Consider the following 19,553-nt stretch of genomic DNA (forward strand, 5'->3'; position numbering starts at 1 on the left):
CGCCGGTTCACCGCGACAGAATGGCGGCGAACTCGGCCACCGGCGCGCTTTCCTCGAAACACGGGACACCTTCGGCGATCATCACCCAGGGTTGCTTGCTCTTCACCCAGATATGCACGCGCGGCTCGAGCGTGCGGTTGTGGTCGAGCGTGCCCGCGCGAACGACGGCGATTCCCGGTCGCGAACTGTTCGTGTTCCACAGTCGGTTGTGACACACGCCGCACGCCCGTTGGTGCGACAGTGCGCCACTCTCGTTGGTGATGGTGAACTCGACGATCGGGCCGGTAGCGCTGATCGCGGTGTCAGGCACCACCGCCTGCTCGCTGAACGCGCTGCCCGACCAACGCTGGCAATCGGTGCAATGGCAGCAATAGATCGCGGTCAGGGTGTCGACCGCCAGTTCATAGCGCGCTGCGCCACAGCGACAGCCACCGGTAAAGGTCATGCTCTTTTCTCCAGCCCCGCCTGTTCCATCCGCCAGACAGCGAGGTCGATCCGATCCTGCCCGAAAAACGGCTCGTCGTTGAACACCAGCGTCGGCACGCCCCAATGCCCGGAAGACTCCAGCGCCGCCTGATTGGCCGCAACCTCAGCGTCGAGCGCCTCGGCATCGCGCTCGGCTTCGGCATCGAGATCGGCCATGTCGAGCCCGGCTCGCGCCGCTGCACCGGCGAGATGATTACCCAGATGCCAATCCACGGCACCGCCCCAGACGAGTTGCGCCACCTCATCGGCATAGGCGAACCCCCTGCCCCGTCGCGCGGCGACTTGGCCGGTTCGCACCAGACGGCGGATGTGCGGCTGCTCGGCCGCGATCTCGCGTGTCGCGATATTCTGGACGATCGGATCGGGGCGCGGCGGGCCGAACGGAATACCGCCATGTTGCGCGACTCTCATCGCATCGCGGATCGTGTAGCGCAGCCAGTTGGGATGATTACGTTCGAAGAAGTCGGGCTGGCGGATGGCGAGCGGATAGACCGGCTTGAGGTCGATCGTCAGATCGTAATCGCGCACGATCGCGCGCCATTTCGGCAGCGCGAGATAACTATAAGGGCTGCGAAACGAGAAATAGAGGTCGGCGCGCAACATTCAATTCCTCCCCATCCGCGACGGGAGGAGTTTGAGCGCTGCGACGCCGGGCTTCAAGCCGCCTTCTTGAGATACCGCCGGCCGAGAAGTTCGGCGATCTGCACTGCGTTGAGCGCGGCGCCCTTGCGAAGGTTGTCCGACACGCACCACAGCGACAGGCCATTGTCGACGGTCGAATCCTCGCGAACACGGCTGACGAAGGTGGCATATTCGCCGACGCATTCGACCGGGGTGACGTAGCCGCCATCCTCATGCTTATCGACCAGCATGATGCCGGGCGCCTCGCGCAGGATCGATTTGGCCTTGGCCGCCGAAATCTCGTCCTCGAACTCGATGTTGATCGCTTCCGAATGGCCGACGAACACCGGCACGCGGACGCAAGTCGCGGTGACCTTGATCTTGGGATCGAGGATCTTCTTGGTCTCGACCACCATCTTCCACTCTTCCTTGGTCGACCCGTCCTCGAGGAACTTGTCGATATGCGGAATGACGTTGAAGGCGATCTGCTTGGTGAATTTGCGCGCCTCGGCCTGGTCGCCGACAAAGATGTTGCGCGATTGCTCGAACAGCTCGTCCATCCCGGCTTTGCCCGCGCCCGACACTGATTGATAAGTCGCGACGACGACGCGCTTGATCGTCGCGGCATCGTGCAGCGGCTTGAGCGCGACGACCATCTGCGCGGTCGAGCAGTTCGGGTTGGCGATGATGTTCTTGCGCGTATAGCTGTGGATCGCGTCGGGGTTCACCTCGGGCACGATCAACGGCACGTCCGGATCCATGCGATAGAGCGACGAATTGTCGATCACGGTGCAGCCCGCTGCGGCAAAGCGCGGAGCGTGGATCGCGGTCGCGTCGCTGCCGATGGCAAAAAGCGCCATGTCCCAGCCGGTCGGGTCGAAATGCTCGATGTTTTTAATGGTCAGCATACGGCCGGTTTCGCCATATTCGACCTGGTTGCCGGTCGAGCGCGCGGAGGCGACGACCGCGATCTCGTCGGCCGGAAACTCGCGTTCGGCCAGGATGTTCAGCATCTCGCGCCCGACATTGCCGGTCGCGCCGGCGACGACCACACGGTAACCCATCACTTCGATCCCATTTTCATGCTCGCCATCTCCGGCGGCGCTTGCTCTTTAGGCTCCAGCCGAGAGAATGGAAGCGCGCAATTTCTTGATACCCAGCCAAGGTCAGCTTGATGCAGAATTTCCCGATCGACGCCGTCCGCTCGCGTTTTCCCGCTTTGTCACGGGAGGTGGAGGGCCAGCCCGCGGTCTATTTCGACGCGCCCGGCGGCACGCAGGCCTGTGACACGGCGATCGGTGCGATGGCCGCGCATCTCAGTAAAGGTACCGCCAATGCCGGCGGCGCGTTCGCGACGTCGGTCGAGACCGACCGCCTGTCCGACGACGCGCATGCGGCGATCGCCGACCTGCTTGGCGCCCGGCCCGAGGAGATCGCGTTCGGGCCCAACATGACGTCCCTCACCTTCGCTGTCTCGCGTGCGCTTGCCCGCGATTGGCGTGAAGGCGACGAACTCGTCGTCACGCGCCTCGACCATGACGCCAATGTCGCGCCGTGGCTGCAGGTCGCCGAAGATCGTGGGATGACGGTGCGCTGGCTCGATTTCGATCCGGCGACCGGACGCTGGACGCTCGATGACCTTGCCATGCTGCTGGGGCCGAAAACTCGGCTGGTGGCGCTAGGCGTCGCCAGCAACGCGCTCGGCACGATTAATCCGATCGCTGAGGCAGTGAAGCTGGTTCGCGCGCGAAGCGACACTTTTGTCTATGTCGACGCGGTGCAATCGGTTCCCCATTTGGTCACCGACGTGGCCGCGATGGACGCCGACTTCGTCGCCTGCTCGCCGTACAAATTCTTCGGACCGCACCAGGGCGTGCTGTGGATGAACCCGCGCCTCGACGAGCTGGTCCGCGCCTATAAGGTCCGCCCTGCCGGGAATGACGGCGCGCATCGCTTCGAGACGGGGACGCCGTCGTTCGAGGGCCAGGCCGGAGTGCTGGGTACGGTCTCCTATCTCGAATGGCTGGGCGAACTCGCCGATCCCAGCGCGAACAGCCGGCGCTCGCGGCTGGTCGCGGCAATGACCGCCGCCACCGCCTATGAGCACGACCTCGGCAACCGTCTGCTCGCCGGGTTCGCGACGATCCCCGGCCTCCGGCTCTGGGGTCCGCCGACGATGGAGGGGCGCGTCCCGACCTTCTCCTTCACGCTTTTCGGCCATGCCGCGCCGACGATCGCGCACCATCTGGCGAACCGCGGCCTCTTTGCCTGGGCGGGCCATTTCTATGCGGTCGAAGTCGCCGCCCGGCTCGACCTGGCCGACAAGGGCGGTCTCCTCCGCGTCGGTCTATGCCATTACAATACCGCCCAGGAAGTCGATCGGCTGATCGCCGCGTTGACCGAAATCTAGCGCCCGTCGATGTCGGGTAAATTTACAGGTAACCATCTTCGTTAATCCGAAACGACGCATTTCCGCCATTGGCACGGGTTATGCTTAAATATGCGCATGTTCGCGAAGATCGCCCGCCTATTCGTCATCAAGACCAAGTTCGAGGCCTTCATGGTGATCTATGGCCTGGGCCTGGGCGCGGTCGAGCGCGGGGTCCATTATGTCCAGCAATATCCCGGTTTCGGCGGCTGGATGCTGTTTTCGGTCTGCCCGATCGCGGTGTTCATGGCCGGCGCGCGGATATTGGATTCGGTCGAACGGAACTGACCGGTTCGAACCGCAGACTATCCCAGGAGGTAGGCGAGAGCCTCGTCTTCGCTGTCGAATAGGCCGATCTCGCGGTCGCCGATCATTCGCCGCACCTGCATCTTGTTCAGCCCATAGCGCGCGATGATCGCCAGCCGCCGAGGCTTGAGCGGTACCGTATCTGTCGTACGCTGGACCATGGCAACGACGTCGGCGAGCTGCGCATCCAGCGCGCGGGCGTCGATCAGAAAGTTGTGGACGCCCGACGGCACGCCAAGCGACCGCACGGCCGCCTGCTCCTCGGCGGCGATACGCTGGACGTCCTCGAGAGTCATAAAGCCTGCCAGCCGGAGGATCACCAGCGATCGCGTTGGATCCACCGAGATAGAGTGTCGCGCCTGCTTGCCTGGCGTCGGCATCAATTCAACTCCGGCATTGGCAGATTACGATATATTGACGCGGATCGATCAGCGCCGGTCTACCACCAAGCCTCTGGCCGTGCCTTGAACCCGGCGCGCTCCTCGATCGCGAGGCATGCGTCGAGCACGCCTTGTTCGTCGAGCGCCTTGCCGATCACCTGAAGTCCGAGCGGCAGTCCGGCCTTGTCGAGGCCACCCGGCACCGACATCGCCGGCAGGCCGGCCAGGCTCGACGGCACGGTGAAGACGTCGTTCAGATACATCGCGATCGGATCGGCCGACTTCTCGCCCAAAGCGAACGCCGCCGAGGGCGCAGTCGGGGTGAGCAGCAAGTCGCAGGTCTTCCACGCCTCGTCGAAGTCGCGTGCGATCAAGGTGCGGACCTTCTGCGCCTGGGTGTAATAAGCGTCGTAGAAGCCAGCCGACAGCACATAGGTGCCGATCAGGATGCGGCGCTTTACCTCTGCCCCGAAGCCCGCGGCGCGGGTCGCGGCGTACATTTCCTGGAGGTTCGCGCCCTCGGGCAGCTCGCGCAGGCCGTAGCGAACGCCGTCATAGCGCGCGAGGTTGGACGACGCTTCGGCCGGCGCGATGATGTAATAAGCCGGCAGCGCATATTTGGTGTGCGGTAGCGACACCTCGACCACTTCGGCACCGGCATCCTTCACCCAGTCGATGCCCTGCTGCCACAGCGCCTCGATCTCTGCGGGCATGCCGTCGACGCGATATTCCTTCGGAATGCCGATGCGCTTGCCCGCCAGGCTGGCGTTGAGCCCGGCCTCCCATTTGGGCACGTCGAGCTGGAGGCTGGTTGAATCCTTGGCGTCGAACCCGCTCATCGCCTCGAGCATGATCGCGCAATCGCGCACGTCGCGCGCCATCGGCCCGGCCTGATCCAGGCTCGAGGCGAAGGCGATGATGCCCCAGCGCGAGCAGCGTCCATAGGTCGGCTTGATGCCGGCGATGCCAGTGAAGGCCGCCGGCTGGCGGATCGAGCCGCCGGTGTCGGTGCCGGTCGCCGCCGGGCACAGCCGCGCCGCGATCGATGCCGAGCTGCCGCCCGACGATCCGCCCGGCGCGAGCGGCGCTTTGCCGCCATCGGCGCGCCGCCAGGGCGAGATGACGTTGCCGAAATAGCTGGTCTCGTTCGACGATCCCATCGCGAACTGGTCCATGTTGAGCTTGCCCAACATGCCCGCGCCCGCATCCCATAATTTCTGGCTGACGGTCGATTCGTATTCGGGCTTGAACCCTTCGAGAATATGGCTCGCTGCCGCCGACTGCACGCCCTTGGTGCAGAACAGGTCCTTCATGCCGATCGGCACGCCGGCGAGCGGCTTCAGCGTCTCACCCGCGGCCCGGGCGGCATCGGCTTCCTTGGCCGCCGCGACCGCGTGATCGGGCGTTTCCACCAGGAACGCGTTGAGCTGCTTCGCCTTGCTGACTGCGACGATGAACGAATCCGCCACCTCGCGCGCCGAAAAGGTACCCGCGCGGACGCCGTCGCGAAGCTCGCGGACGCCGAGATCGGTAATGTCGGTCATTATTCGATCACCTTGGGCACGGTGAAGAAGCCGTGCTCGGCCTGAGGAGCATTGGCCAGCACCGCGTCGCGCTTGCCGCCATCGGTGACGACATCGTCGCGCAGGCGGAGCGTGTTGGCGATGACCGCGGTCATCGGCTCGACCGACGACGTATCGACTTCGCCCAATTGCTCGATCCAGCCCAGGATGTTGTCGAGTTCGGGCGCGATCTTCGCGACCTCCTCGTCGGTGATCGCGATGCGAGCGAGGCTCGCGATCTTCTTCACGGTTGCAGCGTCTACGGACATGGCCGGGCGGCTAGCAGAGCGGCCGCTACGATTGCAACCGCCGCGACGATGAGGCACGGGACCCCGACCGCAATCGGAGCGCATTCTTGGCCCGCAAATTCGTCTATCTAGTCCTGTTCCTCATCCTCGTGGCGATCGCAGGTCTGTTCGCATTCCGTCTATATCCGGGCGCGTTGATGAAAGCGGCGCTCGTCCCGAGCGAGAAGTTCGTCGGTGGCCCGGCTACGCCGATGCAGGCGTACGAGAAGCGCGAATTGTGGTTCTCGCGGCCCGATATCCCCGGCAACCCAGCTTTGTGGACGCCCGCCAGTTTCAAGCCGGGAGAGAAACCGCCTGTCGCCGTTTTCTTCGTCCACCCCACATCGTACATAGACCGCGCGCACTGGAACGCGCCACTCGATGACGCCCAGGCCAATAAAACCGCCGAGGTCTTTCTCCGCGGCCAGGCATCCGCGTTCAACGGGATCGGCGAAGTTTGGGCGCCGCGCTATCGCCAGGCGACCTTCGGCGCATTTCTGACCAGCAAGTCCGAGGCCCAGAAGGCGCTCGACTTCGCCTATCGCGACGTGCTCGCGTCATTTGACGAATTTCTGAAGGAAGTCGGCCCCGACCGCCCGATCATCCTCGCTGGCCACAGCCAGGGCGCGCTTCATCTCGAGCGACTGCTACGCGAACGTGTCGCGGGCCAGCCGCTCGCGAAGCGGATCGTCGCGGCCTATGTCGTCGGCTGGCCGATCTCCAAGACTACCGACCTCCCTGCCCTCGGGTTGCCCGAGTGCAAGACAGCCGAACAGTCCAATTGCATCCTGTCGTGGCAGAGCTTTGCCGAGCCCGCCGACCCGTCGATGATCACCGATGTCTACGACGCGACCACCGGATTCGACGGCAAGCCACGCAAGGGCACGGACATGGTCTGCACCAATCCCATCACCGGAACGCCGGACACAGCGGCGAATGGGAAGGCGAATCTTGGAACCTTGATCCCGTCGAAGGATCTGGGCAGCGCAACGCTGGGAGTGCCTGGCGTCCCCGCCAAATGCATCGGGCGCGGCTTCCTATCGATCGGGGCGCCGGTCAACCTGGGCGGCTATGTCCTGCCCGGGAACAACTACCATGTGTTCGATTATTCGATGTTCTGGGTGAACGTCAGGAATGACGCCGCGCGGCGGTTCAAGTCCTTCTCGGGCGCCAACCCCGCCCCCGCTGCCGCGATCGCGCGTTAGGAAGGACCGGTGATCACCGAGGATCGCAACGAGTTCCGCAACGCCCTGCCGGACGGCGGCCGCCTGCTCGGACTCGACGTCGGCACCAAGACGATCGGCGCGGCCTTGTGCGATGCCGGCTGGAGCTTCGCGAGCCCGGCCGAATTGATCAGGCGCAGCAAATTTACCGCCGACAAAGCGACGCTCGCGGCGTTGGCCAAGGCGCAATCGGTCAAGGGTATCGTGGTCGGCCTGCCGCTCAACCTCGACGGCACCGATTCGCCGCGGACGCAATCGACCCGGGCATTTGCGCGCAACATCGCCGATCTCGACCTGCCGATCCTGCTATGGGACGAGCGCTGGTCGACCCAGGCAGTCGAACGCCAGATGATCGCCGAGGATCTGAGCCGCGCCAAACGCGCCGAACGCGTCGACAAGCTGGCAGCGAGCTACATCCTTCAGGGCGCGATCGACGGACTGGTCGCGGCCCAGCCCTAATCGCCCTGCCCGGCCTCGTCCCGCTGGACGTGCAGCCCCTGAACCGGGGCACCGATCACGCGATTCCGCTCCTCCAGCGCCCGGCGCAACGCTTCGCGCGGCAAGCGGAAATAAGCGAGCGGGGTCATGCCCATATAGGCTTTGAAATCGCGGTTGAAATGCGCCTGATCGTAATAGCCGGAGTCGATCAGTTGCCCGAGCGGCTGGTCTAGCTTGTCACGCACCTTGGCGAGCGTGCGCAGGAAGCGTTGACGGCGCAACAATCGCACCGGCGGGAATCCGAATACGGACGTGCAGACGCGGTGCAGCGTGCGCTGTTCCATGCCGAGTTGCTCGGCAAGATCGCCGACATGATCGACCGTGCCCGACAGCAATGCGTGCTGCACCTGTAACGCCATCTCGCGATAGGCGCTCTGCGACGCCGGGCACTCTCCCAGGATCGCATCGAGGATCGCGATCCGCTCGGCGTCGCTGCCCGCTTCCACCAGTCGCGCGTGGATGGCCGGGCCGGATATTCCCAATTGGCGGTCAAGCGGCACGATGAGATTGGCGAGGTCCGACGCATCGCTGCCGATGAAGGTCAGCCATCCGATCGGAGTGAGCCCCACGCCGAGTGCCAATCCGCCATCGGTCGTGAAGCGCCGCGCGCGATCGGTCGGCCCGAACAATGTCGCCCGCGGCGGCTCGATCGCGTCCTTGATGCCGCCATCCTCGAACCTCCACCTGCCGTTCAGCGCGAATCGGATGTTGGCCCATTCGGGATGCGTGAAATCGTCCAGCGGCCCGGCCGATTCGAGGAAATAATAGGAGGTGACGAGCGGACGCAGGCCTTCGGAAGGCAGGTAGAAGCGGATTTCCGGCGCGCCGCGCGGCGCCCCGGTCATGGTCGGACCGGTCATATCTTCCCCTTGCGTCCGTTTTGTCCAAAAACGAGCGAAGAGGTAAGCCCCTAAGGATTGATGCAGATCAGGCTGACTCCCCACGAACCGCTGAGTGCCCGGCCCCAGCGTCGTTGCTGGAGACGGGGACGGGCATCGCGGGCGACTGCGTCAGATTCGCTCGCGACTCGACGCTTGGGACGGTTCGCACAGCTCGACGGGATGACGACGACCGTACGCACGGCCATTTTCTTCCATCACGCGATCGACAATCTCGTGCGGTGTTCGGAAATAAGCGCGGGGCGTCATTCCCATATATGCTTTGAAGTCGCGGTTGAAATGCGCCTGATCGTAATAACTCGGATCGATCAGCTGGCCGATTGGCTGATCCCGTCGATCCCGCATCCGGTCAAGCGTCCGCAAGAAGCGCTGGCGGCGCAACAGGCGGACCGGCGGGAAGCCGAACGCCGAAGTACAAATGCGCAAGAGCCTGCGGTGCTCGATGCCGACTTTCTCGGCCAAATCGGCGACATGTTCTATTTTTCCCGACAGGATGGCATCCTGAATCTGGGCCGCGATCGCACAATAAGCGTTCTGTCGCGTCGGTCTGTCGCGCAGGATCGCGTCCAGGATCGCAACGCGTTCGGCATCGTCGGAAGCATCCGCGAGGCGCTTCTGAATTTCGAGCCCGGACGGACCCAATTGCCTGCCCAACGGGATGATGAGGTTGGCAAAGTCCGAAGCTTGCCCACCGATGAGCGTGAGCCAGCCTATCGCCGTAAGCCCGACTCCCATGACCAGGCCCCCATCGGTAGCGAAGCGACGGCCGCGATCGCTGGGACCGAACAAGGAAGCATTGGAAGGTTCGACCGGGTTCTTGCCGTCGCTGTCGGCGAGCCTCCACGTCCCCTTGATCGCGAAACGGATGTTGGCCTGTTCGGGCGGCGCAAAGTCTGCCGACGGCCCCATCGATTCGAGAAAATAATAAGACGAGACGAGCGGGCGCAGGTTTTCGGCGGGCGCGTAGACGCGGATGTCGACAGGACCGTCTTGAGCGCTGATCGCTTGAGTGTTGGACATGCTGCTCCGGAGTCCAAAAGGGTTTGGAAGGAGCGTGCAAGGGAGCCGCAAAAAGCTCCGCTCGCCATCAGGTAAGTTCCGTACTTGCACCGCCGACGCAGCGGGTCTAGGCGACGCCTTTAATGCACCATTCCGATCATCGTCCCGCAGCCCTTATCGAGGGCGGCGCCGTCTTCCCGCATGGGCACCTCACCGGTATTTCCGGCCTACAACCTCATGAGATTGCGTTCCTGCTCGACGAAGCGGAGCAATGGGTCGAGGCGAACCGCAATCGCGCCAAACCCGACAAGCGGCTCGCGGGCCTGACCCTGATCAATGCGTTCTTCGAGAATTCGACACGGACGCTGCTGTCGTTCGAGATCGCCGGCAAGCGGCTGGGCGCCGATGTCGTCAACATGGCGGTCGCGCAATCGAGCGTGAAGAAGGGCGAGACGCTGATCGACACGGCGATGACGCTCAACGCTATGCGCGCCGATGTCATCGTCATCCGTCATTCGAGCTCGGGCGCGGTGCGGTTGATCGCCGGCAAGGTCGACTGCCCGGTGCTCAACGCCGGCGATGGCAGCCACGAGCATCCGACCCAGGCGCTGCTCGACGCGTTGACGATCCGGCGGCGGCGCGGCAGCATCGCGGGACAGCGCGTGGTGATCTGCGGCGATATCCTGCACAGCCGCGTCGCGCGGTCGAACATTCTCACTCTGACGGCGCTCGCTGCAGAGGTTCGCGTGGTGGCGCCGGCAACGCTGATGCCGGCTGCGATCGAGCGGATGGGCGTGACGCCTTATGCCGATTTCGACGCCGCGCTCGACGGCGCCGACGTGGTAATGATGCTGCGTCTCCAGAACGAGCGCATGTCGGGCGCGTTCATTCCCTCCACTCGCGAGTTCCACTTGCGCTACGGCCTGACGCTCGACCGGCTGGCGCTGGCCAAGCCTGACGCGCTGGTGATGCATCCCGGACCGATGAACCGCGGCGTCGAGATCGATTCGAACGTCGCCGATCATATCGAGCGCTCGGCGATCACCGAGCAAGTCGAGATGGGGGTCGCCGTGCGGATGGCCTGTCTGGATGTGCTGACCCGGCGAGCGCGCAAGGTGGAGGGCTGGGCATGACCGCGCTCCGCTTCGTCAACGCCCGGATCGTGCGCCCCGGCGGGGTTGCGGAAGGCGAACTGCACGTCATCGGCGACCGCATCGTCGACAACGCGCCCGATGCTGAGACCGTGGATTGCGGCGGCAAGCTGCTCGCGCCGGGGATCGTCGATCTCGGCGTATTCGCGATCGACCGTGAGGCATTCCGTGCCGGCGGCATCGTCCGCGTCGGGCTGATGCCCGATCAGTCGCCGGTGCTTGATGGCCCCGGTATCGTCCAGCGCTCGTCGCTGGTCGGCAAGCCATTATTATGGATCCACCCGATCGCGGCGGCGACCAAAGGCCTGCTCGGCACCGACTTGGCCGAAATGGCGATCATGAAGGGGGCCGGCGCGAAAGCGGTCGGCACCGGGCGGCACTGGATCGCCGACTCGGGCGTGATGCGCAAGGCGCTGGCCTATGCGCGCGACCTCGATCTGACCGTGATTGCGCATGCAGAGGACGCCGGCCTGACCGGCAATGCGGTCGCGACCGAAAGCGAGACAGCAACCCGGCTCGGCCTGCCCGCCGCGCCGGCGGTGGCCGAGGCTTTGGCCGTCGCGCGCGATATCGCGCTGGCCGAGGATACCGGCGCGCGGCTGCATTTCCGTCAGGTCACTACGGCCGCGGGTTTCGAGCTCGTTCGGGCGGCCAAACGTCGCGGCGTCCAGGTGACGTGCGGGATCACCCCTGCCCACCTACTGTTGTCCGACAATGCGATGAGCGATTTCCGGACCTTCGCGCATCTGTCACCACCTCTGCGATCCGAAGACGATCGCAAGGCAGCGCTGGCGGCGGTGGCGGACGGTACGATCGACGTGCTGTGCTCGGGCCATGACCCGCGCGGGCCCGAGGAAAAGCGCCTGCCTTTCGCCGACGCGTCTCCCGGAGCATCGAGTGCGGAGACCTTGCTCGCGCTCGGGCTGGGGCTCGACTTGCCGATCGAGCGATTGTTCGCGATGCTCGCGGTCAATCCAGCCAGGGTGCTGGGCGTCGATACGGGCAGGCTGATGCCCGGCCAGCCTGCCGACCTGATGCTGCTCGATCCGCAAGCATCCTGGCAGATTCGCGGCGAGGCCATGAAAGCGAGGGCCGGCAACACGCCTTTCGACGGGCTACCGACCCAAGGAAAAGTGCTCCGCCTGTGGAAGGGCGGGAAAGAGATTAGCGCTTAACAGAAACCCCTCTCCCGCTTGCGGGAGAGGTCGGGTGAGGGTCTTCTTTCTTCTTCAGGCAACTGGAGGCCAAAAAGAAGTAAGAAGACCCTCACCTTCCCACCGCTTCGCGGCGGGCCCCTCCCTCTCCCGCACGCGGGAGAGGGAAATGCGTTATTTCTTCCAGCTCACCGCCTGATCGCCGGCATTCTCGCGGACGAAGCAGGTGCCGCCCTTGGCACGATAGCTAGCGCAGAGCTGCGCCGCTCCCGCGCGGTCGAAGCCGCCGACCGACAGGCGATAGAAGCTCTTGCCGTTGATCGTCACCGACATGCCCGTGGGAGCATGGCCGGCGAAGCCCGAATAAGCGCGTGAGGCCCGGGCCCATCCATCGCGGGCAACGCCCGCGCTGTCATAGGCACCGAGCTGGACATAGAAATTGCCCTTGCTCACGCTGACCTTGGTGGCGCCCGGGGTGGTAGGAGCAACCATGGGTTTGACGAATGCTGCGGCCTTGATGGCCGATTTCGGCGCCTTGATCAGTGGCGCCTTGCTGCCGACCGCCGGCTGGACCGGCAGCGGCTGAACCACTTCGGCACGCGGCCCGAACACCACCGTGCTGACCGCCGGCGCGGCCGCGACGACCGGCGCGGGCGTGATCGTACCGGCATCCACCGGCGCGGAAGCCGCCGCGACTTCGGCCGGCGTCTTGGGCATATAGGCATCGACCGGGGCAGGCGCGCTGGCGACGACCGGCGTGCTGGCGTTGAGCGCGAGCGCGACCGGCTGGCCGGGATCGGCCGCCGGCGTGACGCCGAGCAAAGCCGCTACCTGGTCGTAGCGCGATGCGGGGCGCGCGAATGCGGCCCATTCGGTGATGCGCTTGTCGGCATCGGTCGGCGACAGGTCCATGCCCGCGACCATGCGGGCATCCTGCCAACGGCCGGCGAGCGCCAGGCTGAGTGCCAGATTCTGGCGGAGCTTAGCATCGGCGCCCGGCTGTTTCGCGACCGGCAGCAGGAGGTTGACCGCGCTGATCGGATCGCCCGCGAGCGCCATGGCGAGGCCACGATCACTGACCGAGATCGATCCCGAATTGCTGTCGAGCGTCTGGCGCGCGCCAGTCCAGTCGCCCTCGGCGATCTGGGCGAGTGCCAGGTTGAGCGCGACCTTGCCGTCACCCGGTGACAGCGTGAGCGCATCATTGAAGGTGGTGCGAGCCGAGGCGAAACGACCGGCCAGCAGATAGGCCTGCCCGAGCACGGTGCGATAGTCGGCGATTTGCGGACGGAGTTCGACCGCGGCTTCGGCCCAGCGCACGGCGTCGTTGCCCTGGCGGTCGGCGAGCGCCTTGCGCGCCCGGGCGATATCCGTTGCCGCGGCATTGTCATCGACTTGGCTCGACTTCGAGCCGGCGAGCGCGGCGCCCTGATAGACGCCCCCCAAAGCGGCGCAAAGCGCGACCGCCGAGAGGCCCATCGTCAATCGCTTCGACTTCATCGCAACGTCCCCCAATTCACCCCTTGGCCCGCGTCGGCAGCTGGCGAGCCAGCTCGCCGACTTCGGGCAGCGATTCCAAAAAGGCGTCGAGCGCCCCGGTAACAATCTGTTGGGCCGAACGGCCGCTGACCGCGCTGGCGAGGCGCAGCCGCAAATGGCGCTCCTCGTCGAGGCGCAGAGTGAACGCGGCCTTGTGCTTGTGCTGCGTCGCGCGGGCGATCCGGCCAGCCGCTGCGACCGAGACCGGACGGGGTTCGAACGTATCCGCCGCAACCGCCTTGACGACGACCTCCGGCTGCGGCGCAGGCGCCTCGATCAGACCTTCGGGCTCGTCCTCGACGGTTTCGTCGAGCACCGGCGGCTCGAATTCCTGTTTCAGCGCATGGCGCTGCGCCAGGACCGGCGGCACGCCCTCGGGCGGCGGCTGGATCTGGTCGTCCTCGTGCAGAGGATGGATATCGGCGACCGGCTCGGGGATATGTCCCATGTCGTTCCAGCCGAGATCGTCGATCCCGGCCAGCGAGGCATAACCGCCGGTGAAACCCTGCGGACGCATTGCCGGACGCGCCTGACCCTTGCGGGCGAGCAGGCCGGAGGACAGGGAGGCGAAAGGCTTGGGCTCGCTCATCATCGCGCCACCCTCAGCTCATCACTCGGCGGCCGAAGCCACCACCGCCGGCCTGCGGACGCGCACCGAAACCCGGATGCTGCATCGCGGTCGGCGCGGAAAAGACCGTGCGACGGAAATTCTTTTCGAGACGGTCGGAGATATAGGCCCAGAGCTCGGTCACTTCGGCGGCCGAGCGGCCCTTGGGATCGACTTCCATCACGGTGCGGCCGTCGATCATCGACGCGGCAAAATCGGTGCGGTGGTGGATCGTGATCGGAGCCACGGTGCCGTGCTGCGACAGCGCGACCGCGGCTTCCGAGGTGATCTTGGCCTTAGGCGTGGCGCCGTTGACCACGAAGATCAGCGGCTTGCCGGCACGCTCGCACAAATCGACCGTGGCGCCGACGGCGCGCAGGTCATGCGGCGACGGGCGCGTCGGAATGACGATCAGCTCGGCTACCTGGATGACGCTCTGGATCGCCATCGTAATCGCTGGCGGCGTATCGATCACCGCCATCTTGAAGCCCTGCTGACGCAGCACTTCGAGATCGGCAGCAAGCCGCGCAACGGTGGTCTGGGCAAAGGCGGGAAATTCCGTTTCCCGCTCGTTCCACCAATCCGACAGCGATCCCTGGGGGTCGATGTCGATCAGCACGACAGGGCCGGCTCCGGCAAGCTGTGCCTGCACCGCAAGGTGCCCAGACAGCGTCGTCTTGCCCGATCCGCCCTTCTGCGATGCCATCGCGAGAACGCGCATTGATCCTGTTACTCCCCGCTATTCGGGAAGCGAGGTGCCATGGGGCGAGCTAAGAACAGGTTAACGCCGTGATATTCAGTTGGGAGGCGAAACGATCGTGGAGGTCTGTTTGAAAACGGGCTGAGGGGCGCGTTTCGCGACACCAGGTCTCAAAACTCGCTCTTTCGCGAGTTTTCAAACACACTCGTGCCTAACCTTTTCTTTGCCATTCGCCCGTTACAGCGCGATATTATCCCTGAAGTGTATTGGGCGGGACACGAATAACATGCGAACGCTGATCGGCGCTGCGGCGCTTTCCCTTGCCGCCATCGCGGCGACCGTCGCCATCGGCGCGCCGGCGATGGCCGACACCAAAGCGGGAGTCGATGCCTGGAACCGCGGCGACTATAAAGCCGCGGTCGACGAATGGCGCAAGGCGGCGATCGCCGGCGACGCCGACGCGCAATTCAATCTAGGTCAGGCCTATAAGCTCGGGCGCGGCGTGCCGGTCGACTTGCCGATGGCGGAAAGCTGGTATCGCAAGGCGGCGCTGCAGGGTCACGCCCAGGCCGAGGACAATTACGGCCTCGCGCTGTTCCAGGACGGCAAGCGCGCCGAGGCGGTGCCGTGGCTCGAAAAATCGGTCGGCCGCAGCGAACCCCGCGCCGAACTCGTGCTCGGCACGATGCTGTTCAACGGCGACGGGATCGAACGCGACTGGGTGCGCGCTTATGCGCTGATGACGCGTTCGTCGGGCGCCGGCCTGCCGCAGGGATCGCAGACGCTGGCCGAGATGGACAAATATATCCCCGCCGACCAGCGCCAGCGCGGCATCGAGCTCGCGCGCAAGATGGATACGCAGGTCGCCAGCAACGGCAATTACGCATCCGAGATTACCGGCGGCGGCCCCGATGGCCCCGCTATCACCTCGACCGACGTACCGCCCTCGCCGACGCCGGGGCCGGTTTATGGCCAGCCCGGCACTAGCTATCCCGCGCCCGGCAAGGGATCCAGGCCGGGCAAGAACAAGCCGCCGGTGCTCGCAGCCAATCCGCCGCAGACCTACACTCCGGCGCCTGCCTATAATCCCGGGCCGGCCAACAATCCGCCTCCCGCCTATGCAGTCCCGCCTGCCCCGCGCCCGAAGCCGGTGCCCGTCCGGCCCGCGCCGGAACCCGCACCGGTTGCAGTTGCGAGCGGTGGCGGCTGGCGCGTCCAGTTCGGCGCCTTCCGTGACGAGGGCAATGCCAAGGCCTTGTGGGCGCGGCTCAAAGGCCAGGTCGGCGGCCTTTCCGGCATGCAGCCTTATCTGCGTCGCGTCGGTCCGATCACCAAGCTTCAGGCCGGCCCGATCCGCTCGCAGGCCGATGCGGCGCGGTTGTGCGGCGCGGTCAAGCGCGCCGGGTCTGAGTGCGTGCCGGTCAAACCGTAACGTCCGGCCGTAACGGCGTCAGGCGGCCGGGCCGGTATAGCCCGGCCCGTACACCGCCTGGCGGATGTCGTGATGCAATGTCCCGTCGAACGGAAGCACCTGGACGAAGAACACCGCGGCAAGATCGTTGAGAGGGTCGACCCAGAATAAGGTCGTTTCCGCGCCGTCCCAGAAGAACTCGCCGACAGCTCCTCGATTCTCCTTCGCATCTTTGGGCGGCGCAATCCGCACCGCGAAATCGATACCGAACCCGACCGAACCCTTGCCGGGCAGGAAGAAGCGCTTGGTGATCCGAGGGTCGAGCTGGTCGGTCGACATCACGCGAATCGTGTCGGGCGAAAGGATACGGGTTCCGTCGAGCGTGCCGCGCCCAAGCAGCATCCGCGCGAACCGCATATAATCGTCAAGCGTCGAAGCGAGCCCCGCACCGCCCATCGTCAGCTTGCGCGGACCGAAATTGAGCGCACGCGCCTTGTCGTCGGGAACGCGATCCAGCTTGCCACCCGCGGCCTGGGTATAAGTAGCTGCGAACCGCGCAAGGCGTTCCGGCGGTTGGGTCCAGGCGGTGTCCTTCATCCCCAAGGGCTCGAGGATCGTGCGGCGAACATAAGGCTCGAATTTCTCGCCGGTCAGACGCTCGACCAGCAATGCCTGGACATCGACCGCAGCGCTGTAGCTCCACTCGGCACCCGGATCGAACAGCAACGGGACGCTCGCAAGCTTGTCGCCGAACTCGTCGAGCGTGTTGGTAAGCGCCAGAGGATCCACCTCGTGGAAGATCTTGTCGGCAGCGGTATCGCGCATCCCGTAGGAAAAGCCGGCGGTGTGCCGCATGATGTCGCGGACAATGATCGGTCGCGCCGGATCGCGTAGCAACGGCTTGCTGTCGGCGCCAGTGCCACCCGCCAGCACCTTCACTTTGCCGAACGCCGGAAGATAATTCGCCAGCGGATCGTCGAGCCCGAACTTACCCTGCTCCCAGAGCTGCATCAGCGCGACGCCCGTGACCGGCTTGGTCATCGAGAAGATCTGCACCAGCGTATCGCGCGCCATCGCCCGCTTCGCCTCGCGATCGGCAAAGCCGAAGGCTCCGAAATAACGTTCCGCGCCGCGCTGCCAGATCAGGCAAGAGGCACCGGCGGCGCGGTTGGCCGATACCATCTGCCTGAGCGTGGCATCGATGCGGTTGCGATCGATTGCCAATCCGGCGGTAGCGGGAGAAAGACGACGCTTGGCCGCGAATGCCGGCAAGGCCAGCCCCGACGCCATCACCGCAAGTGCACTACGTCGGTCCATCGCCCCCTCCCTCAAGCCTTGTTAACGCTCACTATTCGCTAATCCAGTCCTTCCGCGCAACACCCTGTGCGAACAAGAGCGCTGACAAGTCGCCATGATCGATCCGCGCGCCCGCCGCTGCGGCGACCACGGGCTTGGCGTGATAGGCGACGCCCAGCCCGGCCTGGGTGATCATCGCGAGGTCGTTGGCGCCATCGCCGACCGCGAGGGTTTCGGCGCGCGACAGGCCGAGGTCGAGCACCGCCTCGGACAGGGTGGCGAGCTTGGTCGAGGCGTCGACGATCGGCTTGGTGACGGTGCCGGCGAGCTTGCCGTCGGCGATTTCGAGCACATTGGCGATCGCGCGGGTGAAGCCGATCTCGGCGGCGACCGGTTCGGCGAAGCGGGTGAAGCCGCCCGATACCAGGATCGCGGTCGCACCCCAGCCGCGCATCGTGCGGACGAGCTCGCGCGCGCCCGGCATGATCTTGACGCGTTCGGCAAGGCAGCGTGCGATCACGTTTTCGTCGAGCCCCTTGAGCAACGCGACGCGCGCATCGAGCGCCTCGCCGAAATCGAGCTCGCCGCGCATCGCCGCCTCGGTCACGGCCGCGATCTGCGCTTTTATCCCGGCATAATCGGCCAGCTCGTCGATGCATTCGACCGTGATCATCGTCGAATCCATGTCAGCGACGATCAGCTTCTTGCGGCGATGCTCGGCAGGTTGGACGACGACGTCATAGCCCTGCCCTTCCAGCGCGCCGCGCGCGGCGTCGGGATCGCGACCGAACTGGAGGTCCATCGCTTCGCCTTGCTCGACCCAGACATGCGCCACGGGCAGGCAACCCGCGGCGTCGAGCCGGTCGAGCGCGGCGGCGACCTCGCCCTTTGGCAGCGTCGGAGCTATCAGGGTGGCGATGAACAAACTGGACCTCCGATTGCCGTCTTTTCCCTCCGTTCGTGCTAAGCTTGTCGAAGCACGTAGGCACGCCCTTCGACAGGTTCAGGGCGAGCGGTGGTAGGGTTGGCCGCTCGTCCGAAAGTGGCGCTCATCGCAGGGCCGACCGCGAGCGGCAAGTCCGCTCTCGCGCTCGCGCTCGCCGAAAGGTTTGACGGCACGATCATCAACGCCGACAGCGCGCAGGTCTATCGCGAGTTGCGCATCGTCACAGCCCGTCCCTCGCCCGAGGAGGAAGAGCGCGCGCCGCATCGCCTGTTCGGCCATGTCGACGCCGCCGACACCGGCTATTCCGCCGCGCGCTGGGCGGCGGAAGCGCGGGTCGAGATTGATCGCGCGGTGGCGGCTGGCAGCTTGCCGATCCTGGTCGGCGGCACCGGCCTCTATCTCCGTACGCTGATCGACGGGATCGCGCCGGTGCCCGAGATCGATCCCGGCATTCGCGCCGGGGTGCGAGCAATGAACCTCCCTGAAGCCTATGCGGCACTAACTATTGTCGACCGGGCGGAAGCGGCAAGGCTCAACCCGGCCGACACCACGCGCATCTGCCGCGCGCTGGAAGTCGTCCGCTCCACCGGACGCCCAATCGCCGAGTGGCGGCGCGAGCGCATCGGCGGGATCGGCGAGCGCATCGACCTTATCGCGACGATCCTGCTGCCGCCGCGCGATTGGCTCAACGAGCGGATCGATCGCCGCTTCGCCGCGATGGTCGATGCCGGCGCGATGACCGAAGTGGCGACGCTGATCGCCCGCGAGGACGTCCCCCTCGACGCACCCATCCGCCGCGCGATCGGCATGCCGGAACTCGCCGCCGCCGCGCTGGGCGACATCACGCTCGATGAAGCGATCGAGCGCGCCAGCCTTGCCACGCGCCAATATGCCAAACGCCAATACACATGGTTCCGCAATCAGCCCCCGGCGGACTGGACACACACCGAAGAGACAGATAGTTTCAATCTAATTAGTGAAATAGCAATAAGATTATAACATTGACGGTTGACGCGTAGTTTTCATGCACGTAGAGCCGCCCGTCTGCAATCATGTTGCG

At 65.3% G+C, this 19,553-nt stretch carries 21 protein-coding genes; 8 read left to right on the plus strand and 13 right to left on the minus strand.

Going from position 1 to position 19,553, the window contains the following annotated elements; genetic code table 11:
- Nucleotides 1-7: 7 nt before the first annotated feature.
- Genes SMA01S_RS11280 through SMA01S_RS11290 form a run of 3 tightly spaced genes read right to left on the minus strand, consistent with a single transcriptional unit; the run spans nucleotide 8 to nucleotide 2,171 of the window.
- The gene (locus tag SMA01S_RS11280) at nucleotides 8-445 is read right to left on the minus strand and encodes a GFA family protein (protein ID WP_066821721.1); all 438 of its coding nucleotides are present in this window, start codon (nucleotides 443-445) and stop codon (nucleotides 8-10) included.
- Nucleotides 442-1,089: a 2-hydroxychromene-2-carboxylate isomerase gene (locus SMA01S_RS11285; protein WP_066821724.1), complete on the minus strand. Its 648-nt coding sequence runs from the start codon at nucleotides 1,087-1,089 to the stop codon at nucleotides 442-444. The genes SMA01S_RS11280 and SMA01S_RS11285 overlap by 4 nt, the downstream gene beginning before the upstream one ends.
- Before the next feature lie 53 nt (nucleotides 1,090-1,142).
- A complete protein-coding gene (locus tag SMA01S_RS11290) occupies nucleotides 1,143-2,171 on the minus strand; it encodes an aspartate-semialdehyde dehydrogenase (protein ID WP_066821727.1) in 1,029 nt (342 codons plus the stop codon).
- 110 nt (nucleotides 2,172-2,281) lie between these two features.
- Between SMA01S_RS11290 and SMA01S_RS11295 the strand changes: the two genes are divergently transcribed.
- Nucleotides 2,282-3,517, plus strand: coding sequence for a cysteine desulfurase-like protein (locus SMA01S_RS11295; RefSeq protein ID WP_066821730.1), 1,236 nt, complete (start codon nucleotides 2,282-2,284; stop codon nucleotides 3,515-3,517).
- A gap of 96 nt (nucleotides 3,518-3,613) precedes the next feature.
- The gene (locus SMA01S_RS11300) at nucleotides 3,614-3,823 is read left to right on the plus strand and encodes a hypothetical protein (protein WP_066590278.1); all 210 of its coding nucleotides are present in this window, start codon (nucleotides 3,614-3,616) and stop codon (nucleotides 3,821-3,823) included.
- A gap of 17 nt (nucleotides 3,824-3,840) precedes the next feature.
- Here SMA01S_RS11300 and SMA01S_RS11305 read toward each other — a convergent pair whose 3' ends face one another.
- From SMA01S_RS11305 to gatC, 3 genes are all read right to left on the minus strand, one after another.
- Nucleotides 3,841-4,137 carry a hypothetical protein gene (locus tag SMA01S_RS11305; RefSeq protein ID WP_157093907.1) on the minus strand — a complete coding sequence of 99 codons (297 nt, stop codon included), beginning with the start codon at nucleotides 4,135-4,137 and terminating at the stop codon, nucleotides 3,841-3,843.
- Nucleotides 4,138-4,280: 143 nt separating this feature from the next.
- A complete protein-coding gene (gatA, locus tag SMA01S_RS11310; protein ID WP_066821736.1) occupies nucleotides 4,281-5,765 on the minus strand; it encodes an Asp-tRNA(Asn)/Glu-tRNA(Gln) amidotransferase subunit GatA in 1,485 nt (494 codons plus the stop codon).
- Nucleotides 5,765-6,052 (minus strand): Asp-tRNA(Asn)/Glu-tRNA(Gln) amidotransferase subunit GatC, encoded by a 288-nt coding sequence (gatC, locus tag SMA01S_RS11315; RefSeq protein ID WP_066811101.1) that lies wholly within the window; start codon nucleotides 6,050-6,052, stop codon nucleotides 5,765-5,767. Before gatC ends, gatA begins: the two co-directional genes overlap by 1 nt.
- An 86-nt stretch (nucleotides 6,053-6,138) precedes the next feature.
- On the opposite strand from gatC, the gene SMA01S_RS11320 reads away from it, so the two are divergent.
- Nucleotides 6,139-7,275 (plus strand): DUF3089 domain-containing protein, encoded by a 1,137-nt coding sequence (locus SMA01S_RS11320; protein WP_066821739.1) that lies wholly within the window; start codon nucleotides 6,139-6,141, stop codon nucleotides 7,273-7,275.
- A gap of 9 nt (nucleotides 7,276-7,284) precedes the next feature.
- On the plus strand, nucleotides 7,285-7,752 hold the full coding sequence (gene ruvX / locus SMA01S_RS11325; RefSeq protein ID WP_066821742.1) for a Holliday junction resolvase RuvX: 468 nt from the start codon (nucleotides 7,285-7,287) through the stop codon (nucleotides 7,750-7,752).
- Here the strand turns inward: ruvX and SMA01S_RS11330 are convergent.
- Together SMA01S_RS11330 and SMA01S_RS11335 are read right to left on the minus strand one after the other, a co-directional pair.
- Nucleotides 7,749-8,651 carry an AraC family transcriptional regulator gene (locus SMA01S_RS11330; RefSeq protein ID WP_066821745.1) on the minus strand — a complete coding sequence of 301 codons (903 nt, stop codon included), beginning with the start codon at nucleotides 8,649-8,651 and terminating at the stop codon, nucleotides 7,749-7,751. The genes ruvX and SMA01S_RS11330 overlap by 4 nt on opposite strands.
- 150 nt (nucleotides 8,652-8,801) lie before the next feature.
- Nucleotides 8,802-9,710 carry an AraC family transcriptional regulator gene (locus tag SMA01S_RS11335; protein ID WP_066821748.1) on the minus strand — a complete coding sequence of 303 codons (909 nt, stop codon included), beginning with the start codon at nucleotides 9,708-9,710 and terminating at the stop codon, nucleotides 8,802-8,804.
- Nucleotides 9,711-9,832: 122 nt separating this feature from the next.
- Here SMA01S_RS11335 and SMA01S_RS11340 point away from each other — a divergent pair, with 122 nt between their 5' ends.
- A complete protein-coding gene (locus SMA01S_RS11340; RefSeq protein WP_066821751.1) occupies nucleotides 9,833-10,822 on the plus strand; it encodes an aspartate carbamoyltransferase catalytic subunit in 990 nt (329 codons plus the stop codon).
- Nucleotides 10,819-12,015 carry a dihydroorotase gene (locus tag SMA01S_RS11345; protein ID WP_066821754.1) on the plus strand — a complete coding sequence of 399 codons (1,197 nt, stop codon included), beginning with the start codon at nucleotides 10,819-10,821 and terminating at the stop codon, nucleotides 12,013-12,015. Before SMA01S_RS11340 ends, SMA01S_RS11345 begins: the two co-directional genes overlap by 4 nt.
- 153 nt (nucleotides 12,016-12,168) lie before the next feature.
- Here the strand turns inward: SMA01S_RS11345 and SMA01S_RS11350 are convergent, their stop codons facing one another.
- The 3 genes from SMA01S_RS11350 to SMA01S_RS11360 are packed head-to-tail and all read right to left on the minus strand — an operon-like array spanning nucleotide 12,169 to nucleotide 14,861.
- Complete coding sequence (locus tag SMA01S_RS11350) at nucleotides 12,169-13,494, minus strand: SPOR domain-containing protein (protein WP_066821757.1); 1,326 nt, start codon at nucleotides 13,492-13,494, stop codon at nucleotides 12,169-12,171.
- Nucleotides 13,495-13,510: 16 nt separating this feature from the next.
- A complete protein-coding gene (locus SMA01S_RS11355) occupies nucleotides 13,511-14,122 on the minus strand; it encodes a hypothetical protein (protein ID WP_084250256.1) in 612 nt (203 codons plus the stop codon).
- 13 nt (nucleotides 14,123-14,135) lie between these two features.
- A complete protein-coding gene (locus SMA01S_RS11360; protein WP_066821764.1) occupies nucleotides 14,136-14,861 on the minus strand; it encodes an AAA family ATPase in 726 nt (241 codons plus the stop codon).
- Nucleotides 14,862-15,126: 265 nt separating this feature from the next.
- Here SMA01S_RS11360 and SMA01S_RS11365 point away from each other — a divergent pair, with 265 nt between their 5' ends.
- Nucleotides 15,127-16,272 carry an SPOR domain-containing protein gene (locus tag SMA01S_RS11365; protein WP_084250250.1) on the plus strand — a complete coding sequence of 382 codons (1,146 nt, stop codon included), beginning with the start codon at nucleotides 15,127-15,129 and terminating at the stop codon, nucleotides 16,270-16,272.
- Between the two features lie 18 nt (nucleotides 16,273-16,290).
- Here SMA01S_RS11365 and SMA01S_RS11370 read toward each other — a convergent pair whose 3' ends face one another.
- The gene (locus SMA01S_RS11370) at nucleotides 16,291-17,568 is read right to left on the minus strand and encodes a serine hydrolase domain-containing protein (RefSeq protein WP_066821767.1); all 1,278 of its coding nucleotides are present in this window, start codon (nucleotides 17,566-17,568) and stop codon (nucleotides 16,291-16,293) included.
- A gap of 31 nt (nucleotides 17,569-17,599) precedes the next feature.
- Complete coding sequence (serB, locus tag SMA01S_RS11375; RefSeq protein WP_066821769.1) at nucleotides 17,600-18,472, minus strand: phosphoserine phosphatase SerB; 873 nt, start codon at nucleotides 18,470-18,472, stop codon at nucleotides 17,600-17,602.
- 117 nt (nucleotides 18,473-18,589) lie between these two features.
- Between serB and miaA the strand changes: the two genes are divergently transcribed.
- Nucleotides 18,590-19,492 carry a tRNA (adenosine(37)-N6)-dimethylallyltransferase MiaA gene (gene miaA / locus SMA01S_RS11380; RefSeq protein WP_084250257.1) on the plus strand — a complete coding sequence of 301 codons (903 nt, stop codon included), beginning with the start codon at nucleotides 18,590-18,592 and terminating at the stop codon, nucleotides 19,490-19,492.
- Nucleotides 19,493-19,553 lie beyond the last annotated feature (61 nt).

This window comes from Sphingomonas mali NBRC 15500 (genome assembly GCF_001598415.1).
GTDB classification, from domain to species: domain Bacteria; phylum Pseudomonadota; class Alphaproteobacteria; order Sphingomonadales; family Sphingomonadaceae; genus Sphingomonas; species Sphingomonas mali.